Raw genomic sequence first — 26,642 nt, 5'->3', positions numbered from 1 at the left:
GCTGAACCTGTATCTGGAGAATAGAGATGGAAAGAACTCGTTTATCCCGTGAAATAATTGAAACTTGTCTGGAAATGACGCGTCTCGGGTTAAATCAGGGTACCGCTGGAAATGTGAGTACGCGTTTTGAAAATGGCATGTTAATTACGCCAAGCGGTATTCCTTATGAAAGAATGACGGAAAATATGATTGTCTATGTTGATAGCAACGGCAAATACGAAGAGGGCAAAATTCCGTCCAGCGAATGGCGTTTCCATATGGCGGCCTATCAAAGCAGACCGGATGCCAACGCGGTTGTCCATAACCATGCCATCCACTGCACGGCTGTTTCCATACTCAACCGACCTATCCCCGCTATCCACTACATGATTGCGGCCGCTGGCGGTAACTCTATTCCTTGCGCGCCTTATGCGACCTTTGGGACTCGCGAACTTTCCGAACATGTTGCGCTGGCTCTCAAAAACCGTAAAGCAATTTTGTTACAACATCATGGGCTTATCGCTTGTGAGGTTAATCTGGAGAAAGCGTTATGGTTGGCGCAAGAAGTTGAAGTGCTGGCACAGCTTTATCTGAGTACTCTGGCGATTAAAGACCCTGTACCGGTACTGAGCGATGAAGAGATTGTCGTGGTGCTGGAAAAATTCAAAACCTATGGATTACGGATTGAAGAGTAATTTCGTAAAGCAACAAGGAGAAGGACGATGGCTAACAGAATGATTCTGAACGAAACGGCATGGTTTGGGCGCGGTGCGATTGGTGCTCTTACTGATGAGGTAAAACGCCGTGGTTACAACAAGGCGCTGATCGTGACTGATAAAACGCTGATGCAATGCGGCGTGGTCGCGAAAGTGACCGATAAGATGGACGCCGCAGGGCTGGCGTGGGCGATTTACGACGGTGTAGTTCCGAATCCGACAATCAGCGTAGTAAAAGAAGGGCTTGGCGTATTTGAGAACAGTGGTGCGGATTATCTAATCGCCATCGGCGGTGGTTCCCCGCAGGATACCTGTAAAGCAATTGGTATCATCAGCAATAACCCTGAGTTTTCCGATGTACGCAGCCTGGAAGGGCTTTCACCGACCAACAAACCCAGCGTGCCGATTCTGGCAATCCCCACCACGGCAGGCACTGCGGCGGAAGTGACCATTAACTACGTGATCACTGATGAAGAAAAGCGTCGTAAGTTTGTTTGCGTTGATCCGCATGATATTCCGCAGGTGGCGTTTATTGATGCTGACATGATGGACGGCATGCCTCCGGCGCTGAAAGCCGCGACGGGTGTCGATGCGCTGACTCATGCTATCGAAGGATATATTACCCGTGGCGCATGGGCGCTGACCGATGCGTTGCACATTAAAGCCATTGAAATTATTGCCGGTGCGCTGCGTGGTTCGGTTGCTGGTGATAAGGATGCCGGAGAAGAGATGGCGCTCGGGCAGTATGTTGCGGGTATGGGCTTCTCGAACGTTGGACTGGGGCTGGTGCACGGTATGGCGCATCCGCTGGGCGCGTTTTACAACACCCCTCACGGTGTCGCTAACGCCATTTTGTTACCGCATATTATGCGTTATAACGCCGAATTTACTGGCGAGAAGTACCGCGATATTGCGCGTGTAATGGGCGTAAAAGTGGAAGGTTTGAGCCTGGAGGACGCACGTAATGCCGCTGTTGAAGCGGTGTTTGCTCTCAACCGTGATGTCGGTATTCCGCCACATTTGCGTGATGTTGGTGTACGCAAGGAAGACATTCCGGCACTGGCGCAGGCGGCACTGGACGATGTTTGTACCGGTGGCAACCCGCGTGAAGCAACGCTTGAGGATATTGTAGAGCTTTACCATACCGCCTGGTAATTGCGCTGATGTGATAATGCCGGATGCGACGTTTGTGCCGCATCCGGCACGGTTTTACCGTACCAACCGTAATTGCTGTAAATTGCCGTCGATATGCAAATCAGTCTGTAAGCGGGCGATATCACGGCAAAGGAACGCCATCTCTTTATGGACTTCTAATTTCTTGCGCCACTTTTCGGCAACCGCGTCCAGATTTTCATAGATCCCTTCCAGACTCTGAAACTCGACCAGCAGCTGCGTGGCGCTTTTGGGCCCAATCCCCGCAACGCCTGGCACCTTTGAACTACTGATCCCCGCCAGCCCCCAGTAATCGGGCAATTGCTGCGGTTGAACGCCAAATTCTTTATCGATAAATGGCGCATCCAGCCAGCGTTTCTGGAAGTAATCACGAATACGCAATGTAGGTGAAAGTAGCTGACAGTAGCCTTTATCTGTCGAAACAATGGTTGCCTGATGCCCTGCCTGGGTCACTTTGACCGCCAGTGTGGCGGCTAAGTCATCGGCTTCGTTGCCGCTGGCTGACCAGCACGGGACGCCGCGTTGCTCAAATGCTGCGCGTAATGCAGGCATTTCGTTGTACAACTCTTCCGGCATTGGCGGGCGACCCGCTTTGTAATCTGGCAGGCGCTGATGACGCCAGCCGCTACTGCGATTTTCATCATCAAAAACGGCGACGGCGTGGGTCGGCTGGCTGTGCATAATAAGTTGATCAAGGGCGTGCTGGCAGGTTTCGACACAGGGTGAACCCTGCACGGCATGAATGCGACGAATAAGATTCAGTGCATCGACGATAAGCAAATGAACAGCCACGATATTCCCCCTTAAAGATCAGGCGATAAGGGTAACATTCGATACCGGAAGAGGCTACGACTGGATGAGAAAACAGGAAGAGGGCTCGCAAAACGAGGTCTGATATTGACGACAACGCCAAATTGCCTGATGCGCTACGCTTATCATGCCTACAAAAGAATCGCAATCTATTGAATTAGCGCTGTTTTGTAGGTCTGATAAGGCGTTTACGCCGCAACCGACATAAACAACAGGTACATTTTCAACAATGTGAGGCCTCGCAAAACGAGGCCTCAGAAGAGAGATTAATCGCAGGCAACGATCTTCATCGCCAGGCCGCCGCGAGAGGTTTCGCGGTACTTGGCGTTCATGTCTTTACCTGTTTCGTACATGGTTTCGATAACTTTATCGAGGCAGACGCGCGGTTCGCTGGTACGGCGAAGCGCCATACGCGCGGCGTTCACCGCTTTCACTGCCGCAATGGCGTTACGCTCGATGCACGGTACCTGAACCTGTCCAGCAACCGGGTCACAAGTCAGACCGAGGTTATGTTCCATGGCGATTTCCGCCGCGATGCACACCTGCGCCGGGCTTGCGCCTAACAATTCAGCCAGACCAGCCGCCGCCATTGAGCACGCCACGCCAACTTCACCCTGGCAACCTACTTCGGCACCAGAAATCGACGCGTTCATCTTATAAAGAGAACCAATGGCGCTTGCCACCAGCAGATAGCGAGCCAGTGAGTTAGCGTTCACTTCGCGGATAAACTTGTCGTAGTACGCCAGCACTGCCGGGATAATCCCGCACGCACCGTTAGTCGGCGCAGTCACCACACGACCACCTGCCGCGTTCTCTTCGTTCACTGCCAGTGCGAACATGTTGATCCAGTCAACAACCGCCATCGGGTCAGTGGTGGTTTTATCCTGGCTGACCAGCATTCGGCGCAGCGCCGCCGCACGACGTGGAACACGCAGTTTGCCCGGCAGCACACCTTCGGTGGTGATACCGCGTTCAATACCGCCGCGCATCACGTCCCAGACGTTGGCCAGATGCTGCTCCAGTTCTTCTTTGCTGTGCAGCGCCAGTTCGTTTTTCATCATCAGGCCAGAGAGTGACAGCCCGGTTTCCTGACAATGTTTTTGCAGATCCGCAGCGGTTTTGTACGGATACGGAACTTCAACCGGTGCGCTATCCTGCTGGCCAAAATGCTCTTCATCAACGATAAAACCACCGCCGATGGAGTAATAAGTCTGGCTGTAAACGACTTTATCGCCAGCCAGTGCGGTAATACGCATGCCGTTCTCATGCAGAGAAAGGTTATCGGCATGGAAGTTCATGCATTCATCAACCGGGAACTCGACTTCGTGCTGACCGTTTGCCAGCATCAGGCGACCGTGAGTATTTACATCCTGAATAAAACCAGGGATGGAGTCGATATCCACGGTATCCGGCAGATTTCCCGCCAGGCCCATAATAATGGCGATATCAGTGTGGTGCCCTTTGCCGGTCAGAGAGAGCGAACCATAGACGTCAACCACCACGCGGGTTACGTCTTTAAGCAGGTTACGGGCAATCAGATCGTCGGTAAATTGTTTACCCGCTTTCATTGGTCCAACGGTATGAGAACTGGAAGGGCCAATGCCGATTTTGAAAATATCGAATACGCTAATCATAGGAAATACATCGCGTTAAAACGGAGGAAGCGCCGCCCGAAAGCGGCGCGAAAGAACTTAGCTGAACAGAGAGTAGAAGATTGCGGAGATTGCAATCAGACCCATCACGACAACGAATACGTTGCTGATGTGACCGCTGTACTTACGCATTGCCGGTACTTTCTGAATTGCGTACATCGGCATCAGGAACAGGATCATCGCGATGATTGGGCCGCCCAGGGTTTCAATCATACCCAGGATGCTCGGGTTCAGGGTGGCAACAATCCAGGTCGTTACCAGCATGAACAGCGCGGTGATACGGTTCAGCTTGTTGATTTCGATAGACTTACCTTTACCACGCAGTGATTTGATCACCATACCGTTGAAGCCTTCACGTGCGCCCAGGTAGTGGCCCAGGAAGGATTTGGTGATAGCGATAATCGCGATAATCGGAGCCATCCACGCGATGATCGGCGCGTTAAAGTGGTTAGCCAGGTAAGACAGAATCGAGATGTTCTGCTCTTTAGCCGCAGCCAGGTCTGCCGGAGTCAGGCTCAGTACGCAGCTGAATACGAAGAACATTACGGTCAGCACCATCATGATGTGTGCGAATGCCAGGATCTTCGAGCATTTCTGTTCTGCCATATCGCCGTACTCTTCACGCTTCGCAACGGCGAAAGAAGAGATGATCGGAGAGTGGTTGAACGAGAACACCATTACCGGAATCGCCAGCCACAGGGTCATCCACAGACCGTTTCCGGTTGCAGATGCAGTGTCCAGAGACAGAGTTTCCAGTGCTGCGCCGTTCCACTGCGGGATCAGGTACAGAGCCAGAAGCATCAGTACGCCAACAAACGGGAATACCAGAATACTCATCGCTTTAACGATCATCTGCTCACCGAAGCGAACGATGGTCATCATACCCACGATCAGGATCAGCGACAGAATCGCACGCGGCGGCGGCGTCATACCCAGCTGGTGAGACATGAAGCTTTCAACCGTGTTGGTGATTGCCACGCTGTAAACCAGCAGAATCGGGTAGATAGCAAAGAAGTAGAGCAGGGTAATCAGCTTACCTGCGCCAATACCAAAGTGTTCTTCTACAACTTCGGTGATGTCTTCGCCTGGGTTTTTACCAGACAGCACGAAGCGAGTCAGGCCACGGTGCGCAAAATACGTCATCGGGAACGCAAGAATAGCCATGATGATCAGCGGGATCATACCGCCAACACCGGCGTTGATTGGCAGGAACAGCACACCCGCGCCGATCGCCGTGCCGTAAAGGCCCAGCATCCACATAGTGTCTGTCTTGCGCCAGGCACTGCGAGAGTCTTTCGACGCAATCGTGCTGGTTTGAGTCGTTTCCATCTATTTCTCCTGGAGGAATGCAAATAATTCAGCTTTTAGCCAGTTCAGCCCGGGAAGGTGCCTGGCCGTAAAAATGAAATCTGTCTATCGGCGATGGCTTAATCATTTTCCGCCGTAATAATTTGAGGGCGGAAAGATACACACAAGTTATGTATCTATCAGTGATCTTGATCTCAAATACAATAATCTACTTGGAAGATAGATAATCCCAACGCTTTACTCTGTAAATCAAAAGTAAAAGAGAATTTAAGGGCAATATTTGGCAGATTAACGACATCTGGCCTCTTCCGGGGCGCGCAATATATGTAGGTTGAACTGCAAAAATCAATACTTTTAGTTAATGATTGCAGGATTTTCTTTTTTGCAGAGATAAAATGCGGTCTTCAAATCAAGGTAAACGTTTGCGTTATAGCATAAATTGTATGACATATTACAGGTGGTGATATTAATTACCTGATGACGCGCTGAAACATTCAGATAACAAATGAAATAGATTGATTAGTGAGCGACTAAAAAAGAGAAAAACCCGGCAACGAATGTTACCGGGGGAAGGGAGATTAGGTGCAGATTTCGTAGCAAGGGATGTAAGCAGAGCCAGGCAACTTCATACGATGTTGGGCAACAAACCCCTGAAGCAGGTCGTCCATACGGCGCATGATCTCTTTATCACCGTTGATTTTATATGGCCCAAACTCTTCAATGGCGCGAATGCCGACTTCTTTTACGTTACCGGCTACAATGCCTGAAAACGCACGACGCAGGTCGGCGGCCAGCACTTCAACTGGCTGATCCGGATAAAGCTTCAGATTCGCCATATTCTCGTGAGACGGCTCAAACGGCATTTGCAAATCTGGCGCAATACGCATTGACCAGTTAAAGCTGTAGGCATCGCCCGTATCGCGACGGTTTTCTTTCACCTGCGGCATCGCTTTTTTCATCTGACGGGCTACTTCTGCAGCGTCATCAATGATGATGCGATAATGGCGGCGCGCGTTTTCTCCTAACGTATGCACGACAAACTCGTCCAGTACGCGGAAGTAATCAGCACTCTCTTTCGGGCCGGTGAGGATCAATGGCAAGACCTGATCTTTGTTGGCTGGATTCATTAAAATTCCCAGCAAATACAGCAACTCTTCCGCTGTACCCACACCGCCAGGGAAGATAATGATGCCGTGGGCGATACGGACAAACGCTTCCAGACGTTTTTCGATATCCGGCATGATGATCAGTTCGTTAACCAGCGGGTTAGGCGGTTCAGCGGCGATAATCGATGGTTCAGTCATACCAATAAAACGGCTGTCTTTGTAACGCTGTTGGGCGTGTCCAACTGCCGCGCCTTTCATCGGCGCTTCCATCGCACCTGGACCACAGCCAGTGCAGATATTTAACTCACGCAGCCCCAACTGATTACCAACGCGACGGGCATATAAATACTCGTTTTCGTTGATCGAGTGACCGCCCCAGCACACCACCATATTTGGCGCTTCGCCCACATGCAGCGCGCGAGCATTGCGCAAGATAGAAAAGACCAGGTTGGTAATGTGAACAGAGTTGTCGAGATTCAGGTTTGGAAAACGAACGGTGTTATGGATTTGCCCATAGACGAAGAGAATGTCGCGCAGGACAGCGAACAAGTTGGCCTGCAAGGCGCGAATTATACGCCCATCGACAAAAGCTTCTTCCGGGGGGTTGATCAGTTCTAACTTAACGCCGCGTTCACGGCGTAGCACGTTAATGTCGAAATTCTCAAAACGGGACAACAATTCTTTGCTGTTATCGGTGAGGCTACCGGAGTTCAGAACAGCGAGTGAACAGTTGCGAAATAGTTGATAGAGGTCGCTGCTGGCGGTGCGTTTAAGCATGTCCACTTCCAGCTGCGACAACATATCCATGGAGCCAAGCGGGCTAATATGTGTAATCAAGAAAAACTCCTTATGGGACGTTTATCGTCATTCCCTTTGATTACAATAGCCCTGCCTGATGACCTTTCACAACCTTATGCGTGAATCCAGCACGCAAAATTGAGAAAAATTTTATTGCCGTGCCAGACGGGTTGTTGATGGGACAAAATCACCGTTACTGCGCCACGGGTTAATGTCCAGACCGCCACGACGGGTATAACGTGCGTAAACGCTTAATTTCTCTGGCTGGCAGAAGCGTAACAGGTCATTAAAAATGCGTTCTACGCACTGTTCATGGAACTCGTTATGATGACGGAAAGAAACCAGATAACGCAGCAGTTTTTCCCTGTCAATCTTGCGCCCACGATACTGAATTTGGATAGATCCCCAGTCTGGCTGATGAGTAATCAGGCAGTTTGATTTCAGCAGGTGGCTAACGAGAGTTTCTTCCACCACTTTCTCGCCGCTGGTGGCATTCTCAAGATAGTCAGTGGTGAATTCATAGTTATCGATAGCGATATCCTGGTCATCAATGCAGGTGCCATTGAAATGCCCCACCGGCTGACCTTCCAGTTCATCAAGACGATATAACGCCACGCTAACGTTACCCTGGGCGCAGGTGCTTAAGTCGCGCTCCAGCGTCTGGCGCACTTCCTCCCAGTTGTTAAAGCGAGTCTGGTTAAAGCTGTTGAGATAGAGCTTAAAACTCTTCGACTCAATGAGATTTACGCTGGTGTAATCAAGTTCAACATGACCCACGGCAACCTGCGGCAAACCTTTCGCATTCAGCCAGGAAAGTTCATACAGCGTCCAGATATCCGTACCGTGAAAAGGCAGATTATCTGCTTTCAGGCCCAGCGGATCGCGATTCAAACTACGTGGAACGCCTTGTAGCAGGCTGGCGTCGTAGGTATCCCGGTAATCAGTTGATTTTCCAAGAGTCAGGCCCGCAAGTGCCTGATGGTTTGCATAAGAAGACATGTTTCACCGTCATAAACCAGATAAACTAAACGACAAGTGTATCCGGTTTAAGTGAAGAGAGAAATTAGTGGACGAATTGACCGCACAAGCCTTGAGAGATTTTACCACGCGTTACTGCGATGCCTGGCACGAACAGCACAATAGTTGGCCGTTAAGCGAGGAGCTATATGGCGTTCCTTCACCATGCATTATTTCAACCACTAATGATGCTGTGTTCTGGCAACCGCAGCCGTTTAGCGGTGAGCAAAATGTAAACGCGGTTGAACGTGCGTTTGACATTGTGATACAACCCGCAATTCATGCCTTCTATACGACCCAGTTTGCCGGGGATATGTATGCGCAGTTTGGCGATATCAAACTGACATTACTGCAAACCTGGAGCGAAGATGACTTCCACCGGGTGCAGGAAAACCTGATTGGACATCTGGTTACCCAGAAACGTCTAAAACTGTCCCCCACGTTATTTATCGCCACACTGGAAGAAGAGTTGGAAGTGATTTCGGTGTGTAATCTCTCTGGCGAAGTATGCAAAGAGACGCTGGGTACGCGGAATCGTACGCAATTAGCCTCAAATCTTGCGGAATTCCTTACGCAGCTTAAGCCTCTTCTGTAATCCAAATACCCCGTCTGGCTGTGAGAGATCTCTTACAGACCCTGTAAGAGATCGCCAGGAAGTAAGTGAATACTTAAAAAGATAAGAATCGATATTTCTATTTTAAATCAATGTATTGACGGCAGATTCTTAACTTTTATATGAAATTTTCCTTAAGGCATTGTCTGTAAGCGCCTTGTAAGACTCAGCGAAAAAGACGATTCTATCTTCGTCGACAGGGAGTCAGACAACGAAGTGAACATCAGGATGATGACACTTCTAAAGGACACGCCAGGATGGTGTTTCAGGGAAAGGCTTCTGGATGAAGCGAAGAGGAAAACGCGGGATGCGTTAAAGGACACCTCCAGGATGGAGAATGAGAACCGGTCAGGATGATTCGGTGGGTCAGGATGGCCAGGGACACTTCAGGATGAAGTATCACATCGGGGTGGTGTGAGCAGGAAGCATTAGTTCAGGATGAACGATTGGTCGCAAGGCCACAGGAAAAGTTGTCAAGGATGAGCAGGGAGCAACAAAAGTAGCTGGAATGCTGCGAAACGAACCGGGAGCACTGTGAATACAGTGCTCCCTTTTTTTATTCCTGCTATCCTTCGCGGCAGTTTTTTCTTCTTGAGGTTGCTTTATGACCACTCATGACCGCGTTCGTCTTCAGTTGCAGGCGCTTGAAACATTACTGCGTGAACATCAGCACTGGCGGAGCGATGAACCGCAGCCGCATCAATTCAACAGTACCCAACCTTTCTTTATGGACACCATGGAGCCACTGGAGTGGTTGCAATGGGTACTGATCCCGCGAATGCTCGATCTCTTAGATAATAATCAGCCATTGCCGGGGGCTTTTGCCGTGGCGCCGTATTATGAAATGGCGCTGGCGACGGACCATCCCCAGCGCGCGCTTATTCTGGCGGAGCTGGAAAAACTGGATGCGCTTTTTGCGGATGATACAAACTGATGCTGGAAATACTCTACCAGGATGAATGGCTGGTTGCGGTTAACAAACCGTCTGGCTGGCTGGTCCACCGAAGCTGGCTGGATCGCGACGAGAAAGTGGTGGTCATGCAAACCGTGCGTGACCAGATTGGTCAGCACGTTTTTACCGCACATCGTCTGGACCGACCGACTTCCGGTGTATTGCTGATGGGATTATCCAGCGAGGCCGGGCGGCTGTTAGCGCAACAGTTTGAACAGCACCAAATACAGAAACGCTACCATGCGATTGTGCGCGGCTGGCTGATGGAAGAGGCGGAACTGGATTATCCGCTGGTGGAGGAACTGGATAAAATTGCTGATAAATTCGCCCGCGAAGATAAAGGCCCGCAGCCGGCGGTAACGCGTTATCGCGGACTGGCGAGCGTAGAAATGCCCGTCGCGACCGGGCGTTACCCGACGACACGCTACGGTCTGGTGGAACTGGAGCCGAAAACCGGACGAAAACACCAGCTTCGTCGCCATCTCGCCCATTTGCGCCATCCGATTATTGGCGACAGCAAACATGGCGATTTACGCCAGAATCGCAGCGCGGCTGAACATTTTGGCCTCCGGCGGTTAATGTTGCACGCCAGCAAGTTGTCATTGACGCATCCTTTTACTGGCGAGCCGCTGACTATTCACGCCGGTCTGGACGACACCTGGATGCAGGCATTATCACAATTTGGCTGGCGCGGTCAGCTTCCTGAAAATGAAAGGGTTGAGTTCAGCGCGCCATCGGGTCAGGATGGTGAGATAAGTTCCTAATCCAGGGAGAAAACGGTATGGCGGAAATTGGTATTTTTGTGGGCACCATGTACGGGAATTCACTGCTAGTGGCCGAAGAAGCGGAAGCGATTCTGACCGCACAGGGCCACAAAGCAACGGTGTTTGAAGACCCAGAATTGAGCGACTGGTTACCCTATCAGGACAAATATGTTCTGGTGGTTACGTCCACGACCGGGCAGGGCGACCTTCCTGACAGCATTGTGCCGCTCTTTCTGGGAATCAAGGATAGCCTGGGCTTCCAGCCGAATCTGCGTTACGGCGTGATTGCGCTCGGCGACAGCAGTTATGTGAATTTTTGCAACGGTGGTAAACAGTTCGATGCTTTGTTACAGGAACAGAGCGCGCAGCGGGTAGGGGAAATGCTACTGATTGATGCCAGTGAAACCCCAGAACCAGAATCGGAATCCAATCCGTGGGTTGAACAGTGGGGTACGCTGTTGTCCTGATTTGTTGTAATGTCCTGCGATCAGAAAAATGTCGTTTTAGCGGCGCTGAATCGAGTCTTTTCAGGCAAATGCCAGTAAAAACTGCTTATTAGCGCGGATTTTTATTGGCGTTTGCCTGGAGTCAAGCGATCTATTTCATACTCTTCTTTATTTCTCTGTTTTAACCCTTCCTTTCTTGTTCTTGTTTTCATTTCCGTGAAGTGGATTCCACCGTCCAGGGCTAATGCCAAAATCGAGCCTCATTGAACGCATTAATGTTGTGTTGTTGCACGGTGAGCCGCTATGGCGTGCTTTTTATACTGCTACAGCCAGATATAAACACGCGCCGTATTCGGCGAACGACCTATAAAAACGGCAAAAAATACCCTACGTCACCTCTGATTTCCTGGCGATGTCGCAGTCCAGAGCGAGCGTGGCTAACGCGAATTTTCAGGAGTGCAACAATGAGTTCTTTAAGTCAGGCTGCGAGCAGTGTGGAAAAACGCACGAATGCCCGCTACTGGATAGTGGTGATGTTGTTTATCGTCACATCCTTCAACTACGGTGACCGCGCTACGCTTTCCATTGCCGGTTCAGAAATGGCCAAAGATATCGGCCTTGATCCGGTGGGAATGGGCTATGTGTTCTCTGCTTTCTCATGGGCTTATGTTATCGGACAGATCCCTGGCGGCTGGTTGCTGGACCGCTTTGGTTCAAAACGCGTCTACTTCTGGTCGATCTTTATCTGGTCGATGTTTACCTTACTGCAAGGTTTCGTCGATATCTTTAGTGGATTCGGCATTATCGTTGCCCTGTTTACTCTCCGCTTCCTGGTAGGGCTTGCCGAAGCACCTTCTTTTCCCGGCAACAGCCGAATCGTGGCAGCCTGGTTCCCGGCGCAGGAAAGGGGAACGGCGGTATCGATTTTTAACTCCGCACAATACTTTGCGACGGTTATCTTCGCGCCGATTATGGGCTGGTTGACTCATGAAGTGGGCTGGTCACACGTCTTCTTCTTTATGGGAGGCCTGGGCGTAGTTATCAGTTTTGTCTGGCTGAAAGTTATCCACGAACCAAATCAACATCCGGGCGTAAATCAGAAAGAGCTGGAGTACATCGCCGCGGGCGGAGCGCTGATCAATATGGATCAGCAAAACACCAAAGTTAAAGTACCGTTCAGCGTGAAGTGGGGGCAGATCAAACAGTTGCTCGGTTCGCGGATGATGATCGGTGTTTATATCGGCCAGTATTGTATCAACGCCCTGACTTACTTCTTTATTACCTGGTTCCCGGTTTATCTGGTGCAGGCGCGCGGGATGTCGATTCTGAAAGCGGGATTCGTCGCGTCAGTACCGGCGGTTTGCGGTTTTATCGGCGGTGTGCTGGGGGGAATTATTTCCGACTGGTTGATGCGTCGCACTGGTTCACTGAACATTGCGCGTAAAACACCGATCGTGATGGGCATGTTGTTGTCGATGGTGATGGTGTTCTGTAACTACGTCGACGTTGAGTGGATGATCATCGGTTTTATGGCGTTGGCCTTCTTTGGTAAAGGCATCGGGGCGCTGGGGTGGGCGGTAATGGCAGATACTGCGCCGAAAGAGATTAGCGGTCTTTCCGGCGGCCTGTTCAATATGTTCGGTAACATTTCCGGTATCGTCACGCCAATCGCAATTGGTTATATCGTTGGCACTACTGGCTCCTTTAATGGGGCGCTGATTTACGTCGGGGTTCATGCCTTAATCGCGGTTCTGAGCTATCTGGTGCTGGTGGGCGATATTAAGCGTATCGAGTTGAAACCTGTCGCGGGGCAATAAGATGACGACACAATCCAGTCCAGTCATTACTGATATGAAAGTCATTCCGGTCGCTGGACATGACAGCATGTTGCTTAATATTGGTGGTGCGCATAACGCATACTTCACCCGCAATATCGTGGTGCTCACCGATAATGCCGGAAATACCGGCATTGGTGAAGCGCCGGGCGGAGAGGTGATTTATCAGACGCTTGTCGATGCTATTCCGATGGTTCTGGGCCAGGAAGTCGCGCGACTGAATAAAGTGGTCCAGCAGGTGCATAAAGGCAATCAGGCCGCCGATTTTGATACCTTCGGCAAAGGGGCCTGGACCTTTGAATTGCGCGTTAATGCCGTGGCGGCGCTGGAAGCCGCTTTGCTCGACCTGTTAGGTAAGGCGCTGAATGTTCCCGTCTGTGAACTGCTAGGCCCAGGCAAGCAACGCGACGCTATTACCGTCCTCGGTTATCTGTTTTATATCGGTGATCGGACTAAAACCGATCTTCCTTATCTGGACTGTACTCCAGGCAACCACGAGTGGTATCAGTTGCGTCACCAGAAAGCGATGAACAGCGAAGCCGTTGTGCGTTTGGCGGAAGCCTCGCAGGATCGCTACGGTTTTAAAGATTTCAAACTTAAAGGTGGCGTATTACCCGGCGAGCAGGAAATCGACACCGTTCGCGCGTTGAAGAAACGCTTCCCGGATGCGCGAATTACCGTTGATCCCAACGGTGCATGGCTGCTTGATGAAGCCATTTCTCTGTGCAAGGGGCTGAATGATGTTCTCACCTACGCCGAAGATCCGTGCGGCGCAGAGCAGGGCTTCTCCGGGCGTGAAGTGATGGCGGAGTTTCGGCGAGCGACCGGCTTGCCCGTCGCGACCAACATGATCGCCACCAACTGGCGCGAAATGGGTCATGCGGTGATGCTCAATGCTGTAGATATTCCGCTTGCCGACCCGCATTTCTGGACGCTTTCCGGTGCAGTCCGCGTGGCGCAGCTTTGCGACGACTGGGGGCTGACCTGGGGCTGTCATTCCAACAACCATTTCGATATCTCTCTGGCGATGTTTACCCATGTGGGGGCGGCAGCGCCGGGTAATCCTACTGCTATCGATACCCACTGGATTTGGCAGGAGGGCGATTGCCGCCTGACCAAAAATCCGCTGGAGATTAAAAACGGAAAAATAGTCGTTCCTGATGCGCCCGGTCTGGGCGTGGAACTGGACTGGGAACAGGTACAGAAGGCGCATGAAGCCTATAAACGTCTGCCTGGCGGCGCGCGTAACGACGCGGGGCCGATGCAATACTTGATCCCTGGCTGGACCTTTGACCGTAAACGTCCCGTTTTCGGCCGTCATTGATTTTGAATAAGGACATAAATATGAGTTCTCAATTTACGACGCCTGTTGTTACTGAAATGCAGATCATCCCGGTAGCGGGTCACGACAGTATGCTGATGAACCTGAGTGGCGCACACGCACCATTCTTCACGCGTAACATTGTGATCATTAAAGATAACTCCGGTCATACCGGCGTAGGAGAAATCCCCGGCGGCGAGAAAATTCGTAAAACGCTGGAAGATGCGATTCCGCTGGTGGTGGGGAAAACGCTGGGTGAATACAAAAACGTTCTGACGCTGGTACGTAACACTTTTGCCGATCGTGATGCTGGCGGGCGCGGTTTACAGACTTTTGACCTGCGTACCACTATCCACGTGGTAACCGGGATCGAAGCGGCAATGCTGGATTTGCTTGGACAACACCTTGGGGTTAACGTGGCGTCGCTGCTGGGCGATGGTCAACAGCGTAGCGAAGTGGAAATGCTGGGGTATCTGTTCTTTGTCGGTAATCGCAAAGCCACACCGTTACCGTATCAAAGCCAGCCGGATGACAAATGCGACTGGTATCGCCTGCGCCACGAAGAAGCCATGACGCCGGAAGCGGTGGTGCGCCTGGCTGAAGCGGCGTATGAAAAATATGGCTTTAACGATTTCAAACTGAAGGGCGGGGTACTGGCTGGTGAAGAGGAAGCTGAGTCTATCGTAGCGCTGGCGAAACGCTTCCCACAGGCGCGTATTACACTCGATCCTAACGGTGCCTGGTCGCTGAATGAAGCGATTAAAATTGGTAAGTACCTGAAAGGTTCGCTGGCTTATGCAGAAGACCCGTGCGGTGCGGAGCAGGGTTTCTCCGGACGTGAAGTGATGGCAGAGTTCCGTCGCGCGACAGGTCTGCCGACCGCAACCAACATGATCGCCACCGACTGGCGGCAGATGGGCCATACTCTCTCTCTGCAATCAGTCGATATTCCGCTGGCGGACCCGCATTTCTGGACGATGCAAGGTTCAGTGCGCGTGGCGCAAATGTGCCATGAATTTGGACTGACCTGGGGTTCACACTCTAACAACCACTTCGATATTTCTCTGGCGATGTTTACCCATGTTGCCGCTGCTGCACCGGGTAAAATTACTGCTATTGATACGCACTGGATTTGGCAGGAAGGAAATCAGCGCCTGACCAAAGAACCGTTTGAGATTAAAGGCGGTCTGGTACAGGTGCCTGAAAAACCGGGGTTGGGCGTAGAAATCGATATGGATCAGGTGATGAAAGCGCACGAGTTGTATCAGAAATACGGGCTTGGTGCGCGTGACGATGCGATAGGAATGCAGTACCTGATCCCTGGCTGGACGTTCGATAACAAGCGTCCGTGCATGGTGCGTTAAGGCAGAAAACAAAAACCGGCTCTGCCAGGAGCTGGTTTGAGACTGATGACAAACGCAAAATTGCCTGATGCGCTACGCTTATCTGGCCTAAATTCTTTTTTAATTCATTGAATTTGAATGGTTTTGCAGGCCGGATAAGGCGTTAACGCCGCATCCGGCATAAACACAGGCACTTTATCACCAATCTGAAACCGACTTCATAAGAAGCCGGTTTTTACTCGGTAGAATATTTATTACCCGAGAATTTTGCTGGCTTCGCGCGCCACATTATCCATCTCGTCCAACAGTTCCAGAAGCTCCGGCTCCAAATCTTCTTCTTTAGTACCGCTTCGTAGCTGTTGTTCGATAAGTTGACAGAGATTCTTCATACGCGGCACACCGCTATAGCCGCAACTGCCATGCAGTTTATGAATCAAATCAACCAGGCCTTCCGGATTTTCCCCAACCAGTTGTTCCTCAACTTTGTTGCGAACTTCTGGCAGGAAATCGAGCAACATTTGCAGCATATCGCGCGCCAGATCGGTTTTGCCAGCTGCCTGGCGTAGCGCCAGTTGCCAGTCCAGAGTCGCATTCTGGTTCACCACAATTTCGTTCACTTCAGGTGTCACAACGCGGGAAGAAATGCCGCTGCCGGGTTTGTAGCGCAGCAGCAAATTATGCAATCGCTCTTCTTCTATCGGTTTCGCCAGATAATCGCTCATCCCCGCGCCAAGTAATTTCTCTTTTTGCCCAGCCATCGCATGTGCAGTCACCGCGATGACTGGCGTTTGTTGCTGGTGCGGAAGCTGGTGGATGAGTTCACACGCCCGAATGCCGTCCATATCCGGCATTTGAATATCCATTAAGATCAAATCGAACGGCATCTGTTTCGCTCGTTCAACCGCCTGATGCCCGCTATCGCAAAGCTCCACATGTTGCACCATATCTTCCAGCAATGCGCCGATAAGTTTCAGGTTTGCTGGGTTATCATCAACAGCCATAACCGTCATTGCCAGCTTACTTTCATCAGTAACAGGCAAAAGCGTGTTTTGCTTTTGATGGCAAAATTCCGTCAGTGCAGGCAACAGGCGCGTAGGCGTTAAGGGTTTCAGCAGACACGCGCCGATACCATCTTGCTTGAGCTTTTCGGCATTAACCTGTGCATGGCAAGGAAGGGCGAGCATCAGAAAATCGGTCATCGACACCGCTTTCGCCAACCGTTCATGTTGCATCGTTAGCGGTTCGCGGAAAGTCACCGCAATCCCTAACAACATCATGTCGTAATGCGCGGGAGGAAGTGCCGAGAAGCTTGGACTGTAGACCACCTCAAGCGGTGTTTCGCTTAAAATATCCAGCGTGCACTGCGCGGCAGCCGAGTTCGGTTCGACATAAGCCAGGCGTTTGCCAGCGAGGCACTGGGTGGATGGTCCTTCAATAATAATATTCGGGTTCAGATCGAGATTAACATGGAACCAGAAGGTTGAACCACGATTCGGCTGGCTATGGAACGAGATATCTCCGCCCATCTCATTAACCAGTTTTTGCGTAATCACCAGCCCCAGCCCGGTGCCGCCATGACGGCGTGAAATACTGGCATCTGCCTGTCTGAAGGCCTGGAACAGGCGCGATTGATCGCGTTCAGGAATACCAATACCGGTATCGCGGATCTGCACTTCAATCTGAACTTTGGTATTACTCAGCGCACGTTTTTCCACCAGAATATCGATGTTGCCATTCTCGGTGAATTTAATCGCATTCCCCACCAGGTTAGTGATGATTTGCTGTAAACGCAGTGGGTCACCAATCACGTTATCTGGCACGTCGCTCTTTATATTGAGCGTCAATTCCAGCCCTTTATCGTGAGAAGAATGTGCCAGTAGCGTCACCACTTCATCCAGCGTGCTGCGCAGCGGGAACGGAATACTTTCCAGAATCAGCTTGCCTGCTTCCAGTTTCGAGAAGTCGAGAACATCATTAATAATTGCCAGCAAGTTATTTGCCGAGCGTTCAATCGTGTTCAGGTGATCCCGTTGGGTCGGCGTCAGTTCTGTTTTCAGCGTCAGGCGGGTAAAGCCAATAACCCCATTCAGCGGCGTGCGCAGCTCATGTGACATATTCGCCAGAAACTCGGACTTAATACGCGCCGCTTCCTGGGCGCGCTTTTTCGCCAGATCCAACTCAACGTTCTGAATTTCCATCTGCTCCAGCGTTTCACGCAGATCCGACGTCGCCTGGTCGATATTGTGCTGCATCTCTTCGTGATAAGCCGCCAGAGACATTGCCATCGAGTTGATGCCGTTTTTCAGCATATCCAACTCGCCGAGCATAAAACCTTCCACCCGACTGTCGAGTTGCCCTCGGCGGATGCGGTCGACAGTATTCACCATGTTGCGAATCGGGCCGGTTACATCGCGCATGAGTCGCCAGCCAAAAATAAGTGCAATACCAATACAAAACAGCATCATCACGCTGGAAATAAAAATCTCTTTATATTGCTGCAAGCGCACCGATTTAAGGTCCAGCTCAAGGGCAATATACCCCAGCATATTCTGACTATTTTTAGCATCGCTAATGGGCGATTCGTCGGGAGAATAACTTTCGGAGATAATCGGCGTACGCAAAATCATAAGATCGCCATCACGTGTGACAGTGAGCTGGCGCGGAAATGGCACGTTACTACCGAGCTGCATTGATGAAGGGTCGAGATGAAAATTGGAGGTGACAAAGAGTCGGTTATTCTCATCGTAAACTGAAATGGCGCGAACAATATCAGAATGGCGACGATGCAAAACGCTTATCAACTGACCGATAGATTCGCGATTTTGCAGGCTCATGCCATATTCAGTAGAAACTGCAAGCGGCTCAATAATGCTGGCACCGGCATCTTCCAGTTGACGCTGCAAGTCGTTATAGCGATGCACGACGAAAAAGATACTCAGCAATAAACCAATAAGGACGGTCGGTGCCAGGATCAGAATCATCATGCGTGCGCGCAGGCTGTAGTTGGTCATGGAGTTCCGTTATGGGACAATTAAGGTCACACTGTTAAATTGAGAAAGTCTCGCCAATGGCGCAATTCTACTCTGCAAAACGACGCACGACGACGCGTCAGATCATAACCGTTTCAGTCAATGACCTCGACTCTTTTGGTCAGGGCGTGGCGCGACATAACGGCAAAGCGTTATTTATTCCTGGATTATTGCCGCAGGAAAACGCGGAAGTGACTGTTACTGAAGATAAAAAACAGTATGCTCGCGCTAAAGTCGTACGCCGATTAAGCGATAGCCCTGAACGCGAAACGCCACGCTGCCCTCATTTTGGCGTATGCGGTGGCTGCCAGCAACAACACGCCAGCATCGAACTCCAGCAGCGAAGCAAAAGTGCGGCACTCGCCCGGCTAATGAAACACGACGTCTCTGAAGTGATCGCCGATGTTCCCTGGGGCTATCGCCGTCGCGCGCGCTTAAGCCTGAACTATCAGCCGAAAACACAACAATTACAGATGGGATTTCGCAAAGCGGGTTCCAGTGACATTGTCGATGTTAAGCAATGCCCTATTTTAGTGCCCCAACTTGAAGCATTGCTGCCCAAGGTCAGGGCATGCCTGACCAGCTTACAAGCCATGCGCCATCTTGGCCACGTTGAACTGGTGCAGGCAACCAGCGGCACGCTGATGATTTTACGCCATACCGCACCGCTAAGTTCGGCAGATCGTGAAAAACTGGAACGCTTTTCGCATTCTGAAGGCCTGGATCTGTTTCTCGCCCCTGATAGTGAGATACTCGAAACCGTCTCTGGCGAGATGCCCTGGTATGATTCAAACGGGTTGCGTTTAACTTTTAGCCCGCGTGATTTTATTCAGGTCAACGCTGGCGTGAACCAGAAAATGGTAGCGCGTGCGTTGGAATGGCTGGACGTGCAACCTGACGATCGCGTGCTGGATCTGTTCTGTGGCATGGGTAACTTTACACTGCCATTAGCGACACGAGCGGCTAGCGTGGTGGGTGTAGAAGGTGTTGCGGCGCTGGTGGAAAAAGGTCAGGAAAATGCGCGACTTAATGGTTTACAAAATGTGACGTTTTATCATGAAAATCTTGAAGATGATGTCACAAAGCAGCCGTGGGCTAAAAACGGCTTTGACAAAGTGTTACTGGATCCAGCGCGAGCAGGGGCTGCTGGCGTCATGCAGCAAATTATAAAACTGGAACCCATTCGTATAGTTTATGTATCCTGTAACCCTGCGACGCTGGCTCGGGATAGCGAGGCGTTATTAAAAGCAGGATATACCATTGCGCGACTGGCGATGCTGGATATGTTCCCACACACGGGGCATCTGGAGTCGATGGTGCTTTTTTCGCGCGTTAAATAGTTCCGATTTGCTGATTTCGGCAGGTCAGGTCCCTAAAGGAGAGGACAATGGTTGCGGTAAGAAGTGCACATATCAATAAGGCTGGTGAATTTGATCCGGACAAATGGATCGCAAGTCTGGGGATTGCCAGCCAGAAGTCGTGTGAGTGCTTAGCCGAAACCTGGGCGTATTGTCTGCAGCAGACGCAGGGGCATCCGGATGCCAGTTTGCTGTTGTGGCGTGGTGTCGAGATGGTGGAGATTCTCTCGACATTAAGTATGGACATAGACACGCTGCGAGCGGCGCTGCTGTTCCCTCTGGCTGATGCCAATGTAGTCAGCGAAGATGTACTGCGCGAGAGCGTCGGTAAGTCGGTCGTTAATCTTATTCACGGTGTGCGCGATATGGCGGCAATCCGCCAGCTAAAAGCTACGCACACTGATTCTGTTTCCTCCGAACAGGTCGATAATGTTCGCCGGATGTTGCTGGCGATGGTCGATGATTTCCGTTGCGTGGTCATCAAACTGGCGGAGCGAATTGCCCATCTGCGCGAAGTAAAAGACGCGCCGGAAGATGAACGCGTACTTGCAGCAAAAGAGTGCACCAATATCTACGCGCCGCTGGCAAACCGTCTTGGGATTGGGCAACTGAAATGGGAACTGGAAGATTACTGCTTCCGTTATCTCCACCCGACCGAATACAAGCGCATCGCCAAACTGCTGCATGAGCGCCGTCTCGATCGTGAACACTACATTGAAGAGTTTGTTGGTCATCTGCGTGCAGAGATGAAAGCTGAAGGCGTTAAAGCTGAGGTGTATGGACGCCCAAAACACATCTACAGCATCTGGCGCAAAATGCAGAAAAAAAATCTCGCCTTTGACGAACTGTTTGATGTCCGCGCAGTACGTATTGTTGCCGAGCGTTTACAGGACTGCTACGCCGCGCTGGGGATAGTGCACACTCACTATCGTCACTTGCCGGATGAGTTTGATGATTACGTCGCAAACCCGAAACCAAACGGCTATCAGTCTATTCATACTGTGGTACTGGGGCCGGGTGGCAAAACCGTTGAGATCCAAATCCGCACCAAACAGATGCATGAAGATGCAGAGCTGGGCGTTGCTGCGCACTGGAAATACAAAGAAGGTGCGGCTGCTGGCGGGGCGCGTTCGGGACACGAAGACCGGATTGCCTGGCTGCGTAAACTGATTGCGTGGCAGGAAGAGATGGCCGACTCCGGCGAAATGCTCGACGAAGTCCGCAGCCAGGTCTTTGACGACCGGGTGTACGTCTTTACGCCGAAAGGTGATGTCGTTGATTTGCCAGCGGGATCAACGCCGCTGGATTTCGCTTATCACATCCACAGCGATGTCGGGCACCGCTGCATTGGCGCCAAGATTGGCGGGCGTATCGTGCCGTTCACTTACCAGTTGCAGATGGGTGACCAGATTGAAATTATCACCCAGAAACAGCCTAACCCCAGCCGTGACTGGTTAAACCCAAACCTGGGCTATGTCACAACCAGCCGTGGGCGTTCGAAAATTCACGCCTGGTTCCGTAAACAGGATCGTGACAAAAACATTCTGGCTGGACGACAAATCCTTGACGACGAACTGGAACATCTGGGGATCAGCCTGAAGGAAGCAGAAAAACACCTGCTGCCGCGTTACAACTTCAATGATGTCGACGAGTTGCTGGCGGCGATTGGGGGCGGGGATATCCGGCTCAATCAGATGGTGAATTTCCTGCAATCGCAATTTAATAAGCCGAGCGCGGAAGAGCAGGATGCTGCCGCGCTGAAGCAGCTTCAGCAAAAAAGTTACACGCCGCAAAACCGCAGTAAAGATAACGGTCGCGTAGTGGTTGAAGGCGTCGGCAACTTGATGCACCACATCGCGCGCTGCTGCCAGCCGATTCCGGGTGATGAGATTGTTGGCTTCATTACCCAGGGACGCGGTATTTCTGTGCACCGCGCCGATTGTGAACAACTGGTGGAACTGCGCTCCCATGCGCCAGAACGCATTGTTGACGCCGTATGGGGCGAGAGCTACTCCGCCGGATATTCGCTGGTGGTTCGCGTGTTGGCGAATGATCGTAGTGGGTTGTTGCGTGATATCACTACAATTCTCGCCAATGAGAAGGTGAACGTGCTTGGCGTTGCCAGCCGTAGCGATACCAAACAGCAATTGGCAACTATCGACATGACCATTGAGATTTATAACCTGCAGGTGCTGGGACGCGTGCTGGGTAAACTCAATCAGGTGCCGGATGTTATCGACGCGCGTCGACTGCACGGGAATTAATCTTACGTAGCCGGATACGGCGTCAGCCGCATCCGGCGATATCTTTGCTCGAGGGTGTTACACCTGACAGACCCGCAATTTTCAGGACATTCCAATGAATCAAATCGACCGTTTGCTCACTATTATGCAGCGCCTGCGCGATCCGGAAAACGGCTGCCCGTGGGATAAAGAGCAGACATTCGCCTCTATTGCACCTTATACCCTTGAAGAAACCTACGAAGTGCTGGATGCCATCGCACGCGAAGATTTTGACGATCTGCGCGGTGAGCTCGGCGATCTGCTGTTCCAGGTGGTGTTTTACGCGCAAATGGCCCAGGAAGAAGGGCGCTTTGATTTTAATGATATCTGCGCCGCGATTAGCGATAAGCTAGAACGCCGCCATCCGCATGTTTTTGCTGACAGTTCTGCCGATAATAGCAGTGAAGTTCTCGCCCGTTGGGAGCAGATTAAAACCGAAGAACGCGCACAGAAAGCGCAGCATTCGGCACTGGACGACATTCCTCGCAGTTTACCAGCCTTAATGCGTGCACAAAAAATCCAGAAACGTTGCGCCAACGTTGGCTTCGACTGGACGACACTTGGCCCGGTGGTCGATAAAGTCTACGAAGAGATCGACGAGGTGATGTACGAGGCGCGGCAGGCTGTTGTCGACCAGGCTAAACTGGAGGAGGAAATGGGCGATCTGCTGTTTGCAACGGTTAATCTGGCTCGCCATTTAGGGACGAAAGCAGAAATCGCATTGCAAAAAGCGAACGAAAAATTCGAGCGTCGTTTTCGCGAAGTGGAAAGGATTGTTGCCGCGCGAGGCCTGGAAATGACAGGCGTTGATCTCGAAACAATGGAAGAAGTCTGGCAGCAGGTAAAACGACAGGAAATTGATCTCTAAGGAATTTACGCGGTCAAGCGCCTTTTGTGTCATTTTTTAAATGACAAGCGCTTGATTTGCGTCAAAAACATTTACCCCAAAGGGGCTATTTTCTCACTCCTGATTTCAATTGTGCGCTGGCGAAGAGGAGGGATAATGAAAGTTTGTGGCACAGGTCATGTTCGGGTATACTGCTTTCCCGTCCTGGTTATTCCATCGTCTTTTCAACCTAACTTCTCAGGTTCAGCATGACAACGAACTATATTTTTGTGACCGGCGGGGTCGTATCCTCTCTGGGTAAAGGCATTGCCGCAGCCTCCCTCGCAGCCATTCTTGAAGCCCGTGGCCTCAATGTGACCATCATGAAACTGGATCCGTACATCAACGTCGATCCAGGTACTATGAGCCCAATCCAACACGGGGAAGTGTTCGTTACTGAAGACGGCGCTGAAACCGACCTGGACCTGGGGCACTACGAGCGTTTCATTCGTACCAAAATGAGCCGCCGCAACAACTTCACCACAGGTCGTATCTATTCTGACGTTCTGCGTAAAGAACGCCGTGGCGACTATCTTGGCGCAACCGTACAGGTTATTCCGCACATCACTAACGCTATCAAAGAACGCGTTCTTGCGGGTGGCGAAGGCCACGACGTGGTTCTGGTCGAAATCGGCGGTACTGTAGGTGACATTGAATCCCTGCCGTTCCTCGAAGCGATTCGCCAGCTGGCTGTTGAAATTGGCCGCGAACACACACTGTTTATGCACCTGACGCTGGTGCCGTATATGGCAGCATCTGGTGAAGTCAAAACTAAACCGACTCAGCACTCTGTAAAAGAGCTGCTCTCCATCGGTATTCAGCCTGACATCCTGATTTGCCGCTCTGACCGCGCCGTTCCGGCGAACGAACGTGCGAAGATTGCATTGTTCTGTAATGTTCCGGAAAAAGCGGTTATTTCTCTGAAAGACGTCGATTCCATCTATAAAATTCCGGGCCTGTTGAAATCTCAGGGGCTGGACGATTATATTTGTAAACGATTCAGCTTGAACTGCCCGGAAGCGAATCTGTCTGAATGGGAACAGGTTATCTTTGAAGAAGCGAATCCGGTGAGTGAAGTCACTATCGGTATGGTCGGCAAGTACATTGAACTGCCGGACGCTTATAAATCAGTGATTGAAGCACTGAAACACGGCGGGCTGAAAAATCGTGTCAGCGTCAACATCAAACTGATCGACTCACAAGATGTTGAAACGCGTGGTGTTGAAATCCTCAAAGGTCTGGACGCGATCCTCGTACCTGGCGGATTCGGCTATCGTGGCGTAGAAGGCATGATTACTACCGCGCGCTTTGCGCGTGAGAACAATATTCCTTATCTGGGCATTTGCCTGGGTATGCAGGTGGCGTTAATTGATTACGCTCGCCATGTTGCCAATATGGAGAACGCCAACTCTACGGAATTTGTGCCAGACTGTAAGTACCCGGTTGTGGCGCTGATTACCGAGTGGCGCGATGAAAACGGCAACGTTGAAGTTCGTAGCGAGAAGAGCGATCTCGGTGGCACTATGCGTCTTGGCGCGCAGCAGTGCCAGTTGGTTGACGATAGCCTGGTTCGCCAGCTGTACAATGCGCCGACAATTGTTGAGCGTCATCGTCACCGCTACGAAGTCAACAACATGCTGCTGAAACAGATTGAAGATGCAGGTCTGCGCGTTGCGGGCCGTTCCGGGGATGATCAGTTGGTCGAGATCATCGAAGTTCCGAATCACCCGTGGTTCGTGGCTTGTCAGTTCCATCCGGAGTTTACTTCTACTCCACGTGATGGCCACCCGCTGTTTGCTGGCTTTGTAAAAGCCGCCAGCGAGTTCCAGAAACGTCAGGCGAAGTAAGTAAAAAAGTTAGAACGGCAACGCGTACCCTGGGTACGCGTTGTTTGTCTGGAGTTTCAGTTTAACTAGTGACTTGAGGAAAACCTAATGTCCAAAATCGTAAAAATCATCGGTCGTGAAATCATCGACTCCCGTGGTAACCCGACTGTTGAAGCCGAAGTACATCTGGAGGGCGGTTTCGTCGGTATGGCAGCTGCTCCGTCAGGTGCTTCTACTGGTTCCCGTGAAGCACTGGAACTGCGCGATGGTGACAAATCCCGTTTCCTGGGCAAAGGCGTAACCAAAGCTGTTGCTGCGGTTAACGGCCCGATCGCTCAGGCACTGATTGGCAAAGATGCCAAAGATCAGGCTGGCATTGACAAGATCATGATCGACCTGGACGGCACCGAAAATAAATCTAACTTCGGCGCAAACGCAATCCTGGCTGTATCTCTGGCTAACGCCAAAGCTGCCGCTGCTGCTAAAGGTATGCCGCTGTACGAGCACATCGCTGAACTGAACGGTACTCCGGGCAAATACTCCATGCCGGTTCCGATGATGAACATCATCAACGGTGGTGAGCACGCTGACAACAACGTTGATATCCAGGAATTCATGATTCAGCCGGTTGGCGCGAAAACTGTAAAAGAAGCCATCCGCATGGGTTCTGAAGTTTTCCATCACCTGGCTAAAGTTCTGAAAGCGAAAGGCATGAACACTGCTGTTGGTGACGAAGGTGGCTATGCGCCGAACCTGGGTTCCAACGCTGAAGCTCTGGCTGTTATCGCTGAAGCTGTTAAAGCTGCTGGCTATGAACTGGGCAAAGACATCACTCTGGCGATGGACTGCGCAGCTTCTGAATTCTACAAAGACGGTAAATACGTTCTGGCTGGCGAAGGCAACAAAGCTTTCACCTCTGAAGAATTCACTCACTTCCTGGAAGAACTGACCAAACAGTACCCGATCGTTTCTATCGAAGACGGTCTGGACGAGTCTGACTGGGACGGTTTCGCATACCAGACCAAAGTACTGGGCGACAAAATCCAGCTGGTTGGTGACGACCTGTTCGTAACCAACACCAAGATCCTGAAAGAAGGTATCGAAAAAGGTATCGCTAACTCCATCCTGATCAAATTCAACCAGATCGGTTCTCTGACCGAAACTCTGGCTGCAATCAAGATGGCGAAAGACGCTGGCTACACTGCAGTAATCTCTCACCGTTCTGGCGAAACTGAAGACGCTACCATCGCTGACCTGGCTGTTGGTACTGCTGCAGGCCAGATCAAAACTGGTTCTATGAGCCGTTCTGACCGCGTTGCTAAATACAACCAGCTGATTCGTATCGAAGAAGCTCTGGGCGAAAAAGCTCCGTACAACGGTCGTAAAGAGATCAAAGGCCAGGCATAAGTCTGACTTTATCTGATTTAA

At 51.1% G+C, this 26,642-nt stretch carries 20 protein-coding genes; 14 read left to right on the top strand and 6 right to left on the bottom strand.

Annotation, left to right across the window (positions count from 1 at the left end; all coding sequences use genetic code 11):
- The first annotated feature begins 26 nt into the window (after window positions 1–26).
- Both fucA and fucO read left to right on the top strand, forming a co-directional pair.
- Window positions 27–674, top strand: coding sequence for an L-fuculose-phosphate aldolase (gene fucA, locus H9644_RS06260; RefSeq protein ID WP_191773795.1), 648 nt, complete (start codon window positions 27–29; stop codon window positions 672–674).
- Window positions 675–701: 27 nt separating this feature from the next.
- On the top strand, window positions 702–1,850 hold the full coding sequence (gene fucO / locus H9644_RS06255; protein ID WP_105289277.1) for a lactaldehyde reductase: 1,149 nt from the start codon (window positions 702–704) through the stop codon (window positions 1,848–1,850).
- 54 nt (window positions 1,851–1,904) lie between these two features.
- On the opposite strand, the gene xni is transcribed toward fucO, so the two are convergent.
- The 5 genes from xni to queF form a co-directional block, all read right to left on the bottom strand.
- A complete protein-coding gene (xni, locus tag H9644_RS06250; RefSeq protein WP_064528235.1) occupies window positions 1,905–2,660 on the bottom strand; it encodes a flap endonuclease Xni in 756 nt (251 codons plus the stop codon).
- A 284-nt stretch (window positions 2,661–2,944) separates the two neighbouring features.
- Window positions 2,945–4,312 (bottom strand): L-serine ammonia-lyase II, encoded by a 1,368-nt coding sequence (gene sdaB / locus H9644_RS06245; RefSeq protein WP_064528231.1) that lies wholly within the window; start codon window positions 4,310–4,312, stop codon window positions 2,945–2,947.
- A 57-nt stretch (window positions 4,313–4,369) separates the two neighbouring features.
- Window positions 4,370–5,659 carry an HAAAP family serine/threonine permease SdaC gene (gene sdaC / locus H9644_RS06240; RefSeq protein ID WP_064528228.1) on the bottom strand — a complete coding sequence of 430 codons (1,290 nt, stop codon included), beginning with the start codon at window positions 5,657–5,659 and terminating at the stop codon, window positions 4,370–4,372.
- Window positions 5,660–6,216: 557 nt separating this feature from the next.
- The gene (gene ppnN / locus H9644_RS06235; RefSeq protein WP_064528225.1) at window positions 6,217–7,581 is read right to left on the bottom strand and encodes a nucleotide 5'-monophosphate nucleosidase PpnN; all 1,365 of its coding nucleotides are present in this window, start codon (window positions 7,579–7,581) and stop codon (window positions 6,217–6,219) included.
- Window positions 7,582–7,692: 111 nt separating this feature from the next.
- Window positions 7,693–8,541 carry an NADPH-dependent 7-cyano-7-deazaguanine reductase QueF gene (gene queF / locus H9644_RS06230; RefSeq protein ID WP_064528222.1) on the bottom strand — a complete coding sequence of 283 codons (849 nt, stop codon included), beginning with the start codon at window positions 8,539–8,541 and terminating at the stop codon, window positions 7,693–7,695.
- Window positions 8,542–8,608: 67 nt separating this feature from the next.
- Here queF and syd point away from each other — a divergent pair, with 67 nt between their 5' ends.
- From syd to gudD, 7 genes are all read left to right on the top strand, one after another.
- Window positions 8,609–9,154, top strand: a complete 546-nt coding sequence (gene syd, locus H9644_RS06225) for a SecY-interacting protein (protein ID WP_191773793.1) — start codon at window positions 8,609–8,611, stop codon at window positions 9,152–9,154.
- A 622-nt stretch (window positions 9,155–9,776) separates the two neighbouring features.
- The gene (locus tag H9644_RS06220) at window positions 9,777–10,106 is read left to right on the top strand and encodes a YqcC family protein (RefSeq protein ID WP_064528212.1); all 330 of its coding nucleotides are present in this window, start codon (window positions 9,777–9,779) and stop codon (window positions 10,104–10,106) included.
- On the top strand, window positions 10,106–10,888 hold the full coding sequence (gene truC, locus H9644_RS06215; RefSeq protein WP_191773791.1) for a tRNA pseudouridine(65) synthase TruC: 783 nt from the start codon (window positions 10,106–10,108) through the stop codon (window positions 10,886–10,888). Before H9644_RS06220 ends, truC begins: the two co-directional genes overlap by 1 nt.
- Before the next feature lie 17 nt (window positions 10,889–10,905).
- Window positions 10,906–11,355, top strand: coding sequence for a flavodoxin (locus tag H9644_RS06210; RefSeq protein ID WP_191773789.1), 450 nt, complete (start codon window positions 10,906–10,908; stop codon window positions 11,353–11,355).
- Window positions 11,356–11,798: 443 nt separating this feature from the next.
- A complete protein-coding gene (gene gudP, locus H9644_RS06205; protein WP_064528202.1) occupies window positions 11,799–13,151 on the top strand; it encodes a galactarate/glucarate/glycerate transporter GudP in 1,353 nt (450 codons plus the stop codon).
- A gap of 1 nt (window position 13,152) precedes the next feature.
- The gene (locus tag H9644_RS06200) at window positions 13,153–14,493 is read left to right on the top strand and encodes an enolase C-terminal domain-like protein (RefSeq protein WP_191773787.1); all 1,341 of its coding nucleotides are present in this window, start codon (window positions 13,153–13,155) and stop codon (window positions 14,491–14,493) included.
- A 20-nt stretch (window positions 14,494–14,513) separates the two neighbouring features.
- Window positions 14,514–15,854, top strand: a complete 1,341-nt coding sequence (gene gudD, locus H9644_RS06195; RefSeq protein WP_064528197.1) for a glucarate dehydratase — start codon at window positions 14,514–14,516, stop codon at window positions 15,852–15,854.
- A 233-nt stretch (window positions 15,855–16,087) separates the two neighbouring features.
- On the opposite strand, the gene barA is transcribed toward gudD, so the two are convergent.
- A complete protein-coding gene (barA, locus tag H9644_RS06190; protein WP_064528194.1) occupies window positions 16,088–18,844 on the bottom strand; it encodes a two-component sensor histidine kinase BarA in 2,757 nt (918 codons plus the stop codon).
- Window positions 18,845–18,900: 56 nt separating this feature from the next.
- On the opposite strand from barA, the gene rlmD reads away from it, so the two are divergent.
- The 5 genes from rlmD to eno all read left to right on the top strand — a co-directional run bounded on the left by rlmD (window position 18,901) and on the right by eno (window position 26,621).
- Window positions 18,901–20,202, top strand: a complete 1,302-nt coding sequence (gene rlmD / locus H9644_RS06185; RefSeq protein WP_191773785.1) for a 23S rRNA (uracil(1939)-C(5))-methyltransferase RlmD — start codon at window positions 18,901–18,903, stop codon at window positions 20,200–20,202.
- Between the two features lie 47 nt (window positions 20,203–20,249).
- Entirely contained in the window at window positions 20,250–22,484 is a 2,235-nt protein-coding gene (gene relA, locus H9644_RS06180) for a GTP diphosphokinase (protein WP_064528189.1), read from the top strand.
- Between the two features lie 94 nt (window positions 22,485–22,578).
- Window positions 22,579–23,370 carry a nucleoside triphosphate pyrophosphohydrolase gene (gene mazG, locus H9644_RS06175; RefSeq protein WP_001071626.1) on the top strand — a complete coding sequence of 264 codons (792 nt, stop codon included), beginning with the start codon at window positions 22,579–22,581 and terminating at the stop codon, window positions 23,368–23,370.
- A gap of 227 nt (window positions 23,371–23,597) precedes the next feature.
- Window positions 23,598–25,235 carry a glutamine hydrolyzing CTP synthase gene (gene pyrG / locus H9644_RS06170; RefSeq protein WP_064528186.1) on the top strand — a complete coding sequence of 546 codons (1,638 nt, stop codon included), beginning with the start codon at window positions 23,598–23,600 and terminating at the stop codon, window positions 25,233–25,235.
- 87 nt (window positions 25,236–25,322) lie between these two features.
- Window positions 25,323–26,621: a phosphopyruvate hydratase gene (gene eno, locus H9644_RS06165; protein ID WP_064528183.1), complete on the top strand. Its 1,299-nt coding sequence runs from the start codon at window positions 25,323–25,325 to the stop codon at window positions 26,619–26,621.
- Window positions 26,622–26,642 lie beyond the last annotated feature (21 nt).

This window comes from Escherichia whittamii, assembly GCF_014836715.1.
Classification (GTDB): Bacteria; Pseudomonadota; Gammaproteobacteria; order Enterobacterales; family Enterobacteriaceae; genus Escherichia; species Escherichia whittamii.
Note: the sequence above shows the minus strand (reverse complement) of the source record. Positions and strands in the feature narration are given on the sequence as shown.

Coding starts and splice junctions, on each gene's coding strand:
- rlmD (WP_191773785.1), top strand. CDS start 18,901: ATGGCGCAATTCTACTCTGCAAAACGACGCACGACGACGCGTCAGATC.
- relA (WP_064528189.1), top strand. CDS start 20,250: ATGGTTGCGGTAAGAAGTGCACATATCAATAAGGCTGGTGAATTTGAT.
- fucO (WP_105289277.1), top strand. CDS start 702: ATGGCTAACAGAATGATTCTGAACGAAACGGCATGGTTTGGGCGCGGT.
- barA (WP_064528194.1), bottom strand. CDS start 18,844: ATGACCAACTACAGCCTGCGCGCACGCATGATGATTCTGATCCTGGCA.
- gudD (WP_064528197.1), top strand. CDS start 14,514: ATGAGTTCTCAATTTACGACGCCTGTTGTTACTGAAATGCAGATCATC.
- sdaC (WP_064528228.1), bottom strand. CDS start 5,659: ATGGAAACGACTCAAACCAGCACGATTGCGTCGAAAGACTCTCGCAGT.
- H9644_RS06210 (WP_191773789.1), top strand. CDS start 10,906: ATGGCGGAAATTGGTATTTTTGTGGGCACCATGTACGGGAATTCACTG.
- gudP (WP_064528202.1), top strand. CDS start 11,799: ATGAGTTCTTTAAGTCAGGCTGCGAGCAGTGTGGAAAAACGCACGAAT.
- H9644_RS06220 (WP_064528212.1), top strand. CDS start 9,777: ATGACCACTCATGACCGCGTTCGTCTTCAGTTGCAGGCGCTTGAAACA.
- fucA (WP_191773795.1), top strand. CDS start 27: ATGGAAAGAACTCGTTTATCCCGTGAAATAATTGAAACTTGTCTGGAA.
- mazG (WP_001071626.1), top strand. CDS start 22,579: ATGAATCAAATCGACCGTTTGCTCACTATTATGCAGCGCCTGCGCGAT.
- truC (WP_191773791.1), top strand. CDS start 10,106: ATGCTGGAAATACTCTACCAGGATGAATGGCTGGTTGCGGTTAACAAA.
- eno (WP_064528183.1), top strand. CDS start 25,323: ATGTCCAAAATCGTAAAAATCATCGGTCGTGAAATCATCGACTCCCGT.
- sdaB (WP_064528231.1), bottom strand. CDS start 4,312: ATGATTAGCGTATTCGATATTTTCAAAATCGGCATTGGCCCTTCCAGT.
- pyrG (WP_064528186.1), top strand. CDS start 23,598: ATGACAACGAACTATATTTTTGTGACCGGCGGGGTCGTATCCTCTCTG.
- queF (WP_064528222.1), bottom strand. CDS start 8,541: ATGTCTTCTTATGCAAACCATCAGGCACTTGCGGGCCTGACTCTTGGA.
- H9644_RS06200 (WP_191773787.1), top strand. CDS start 13,153: ATGACGACACAATCCAGTCCAGTCATTACTGATATGAAAGTCATTCCG.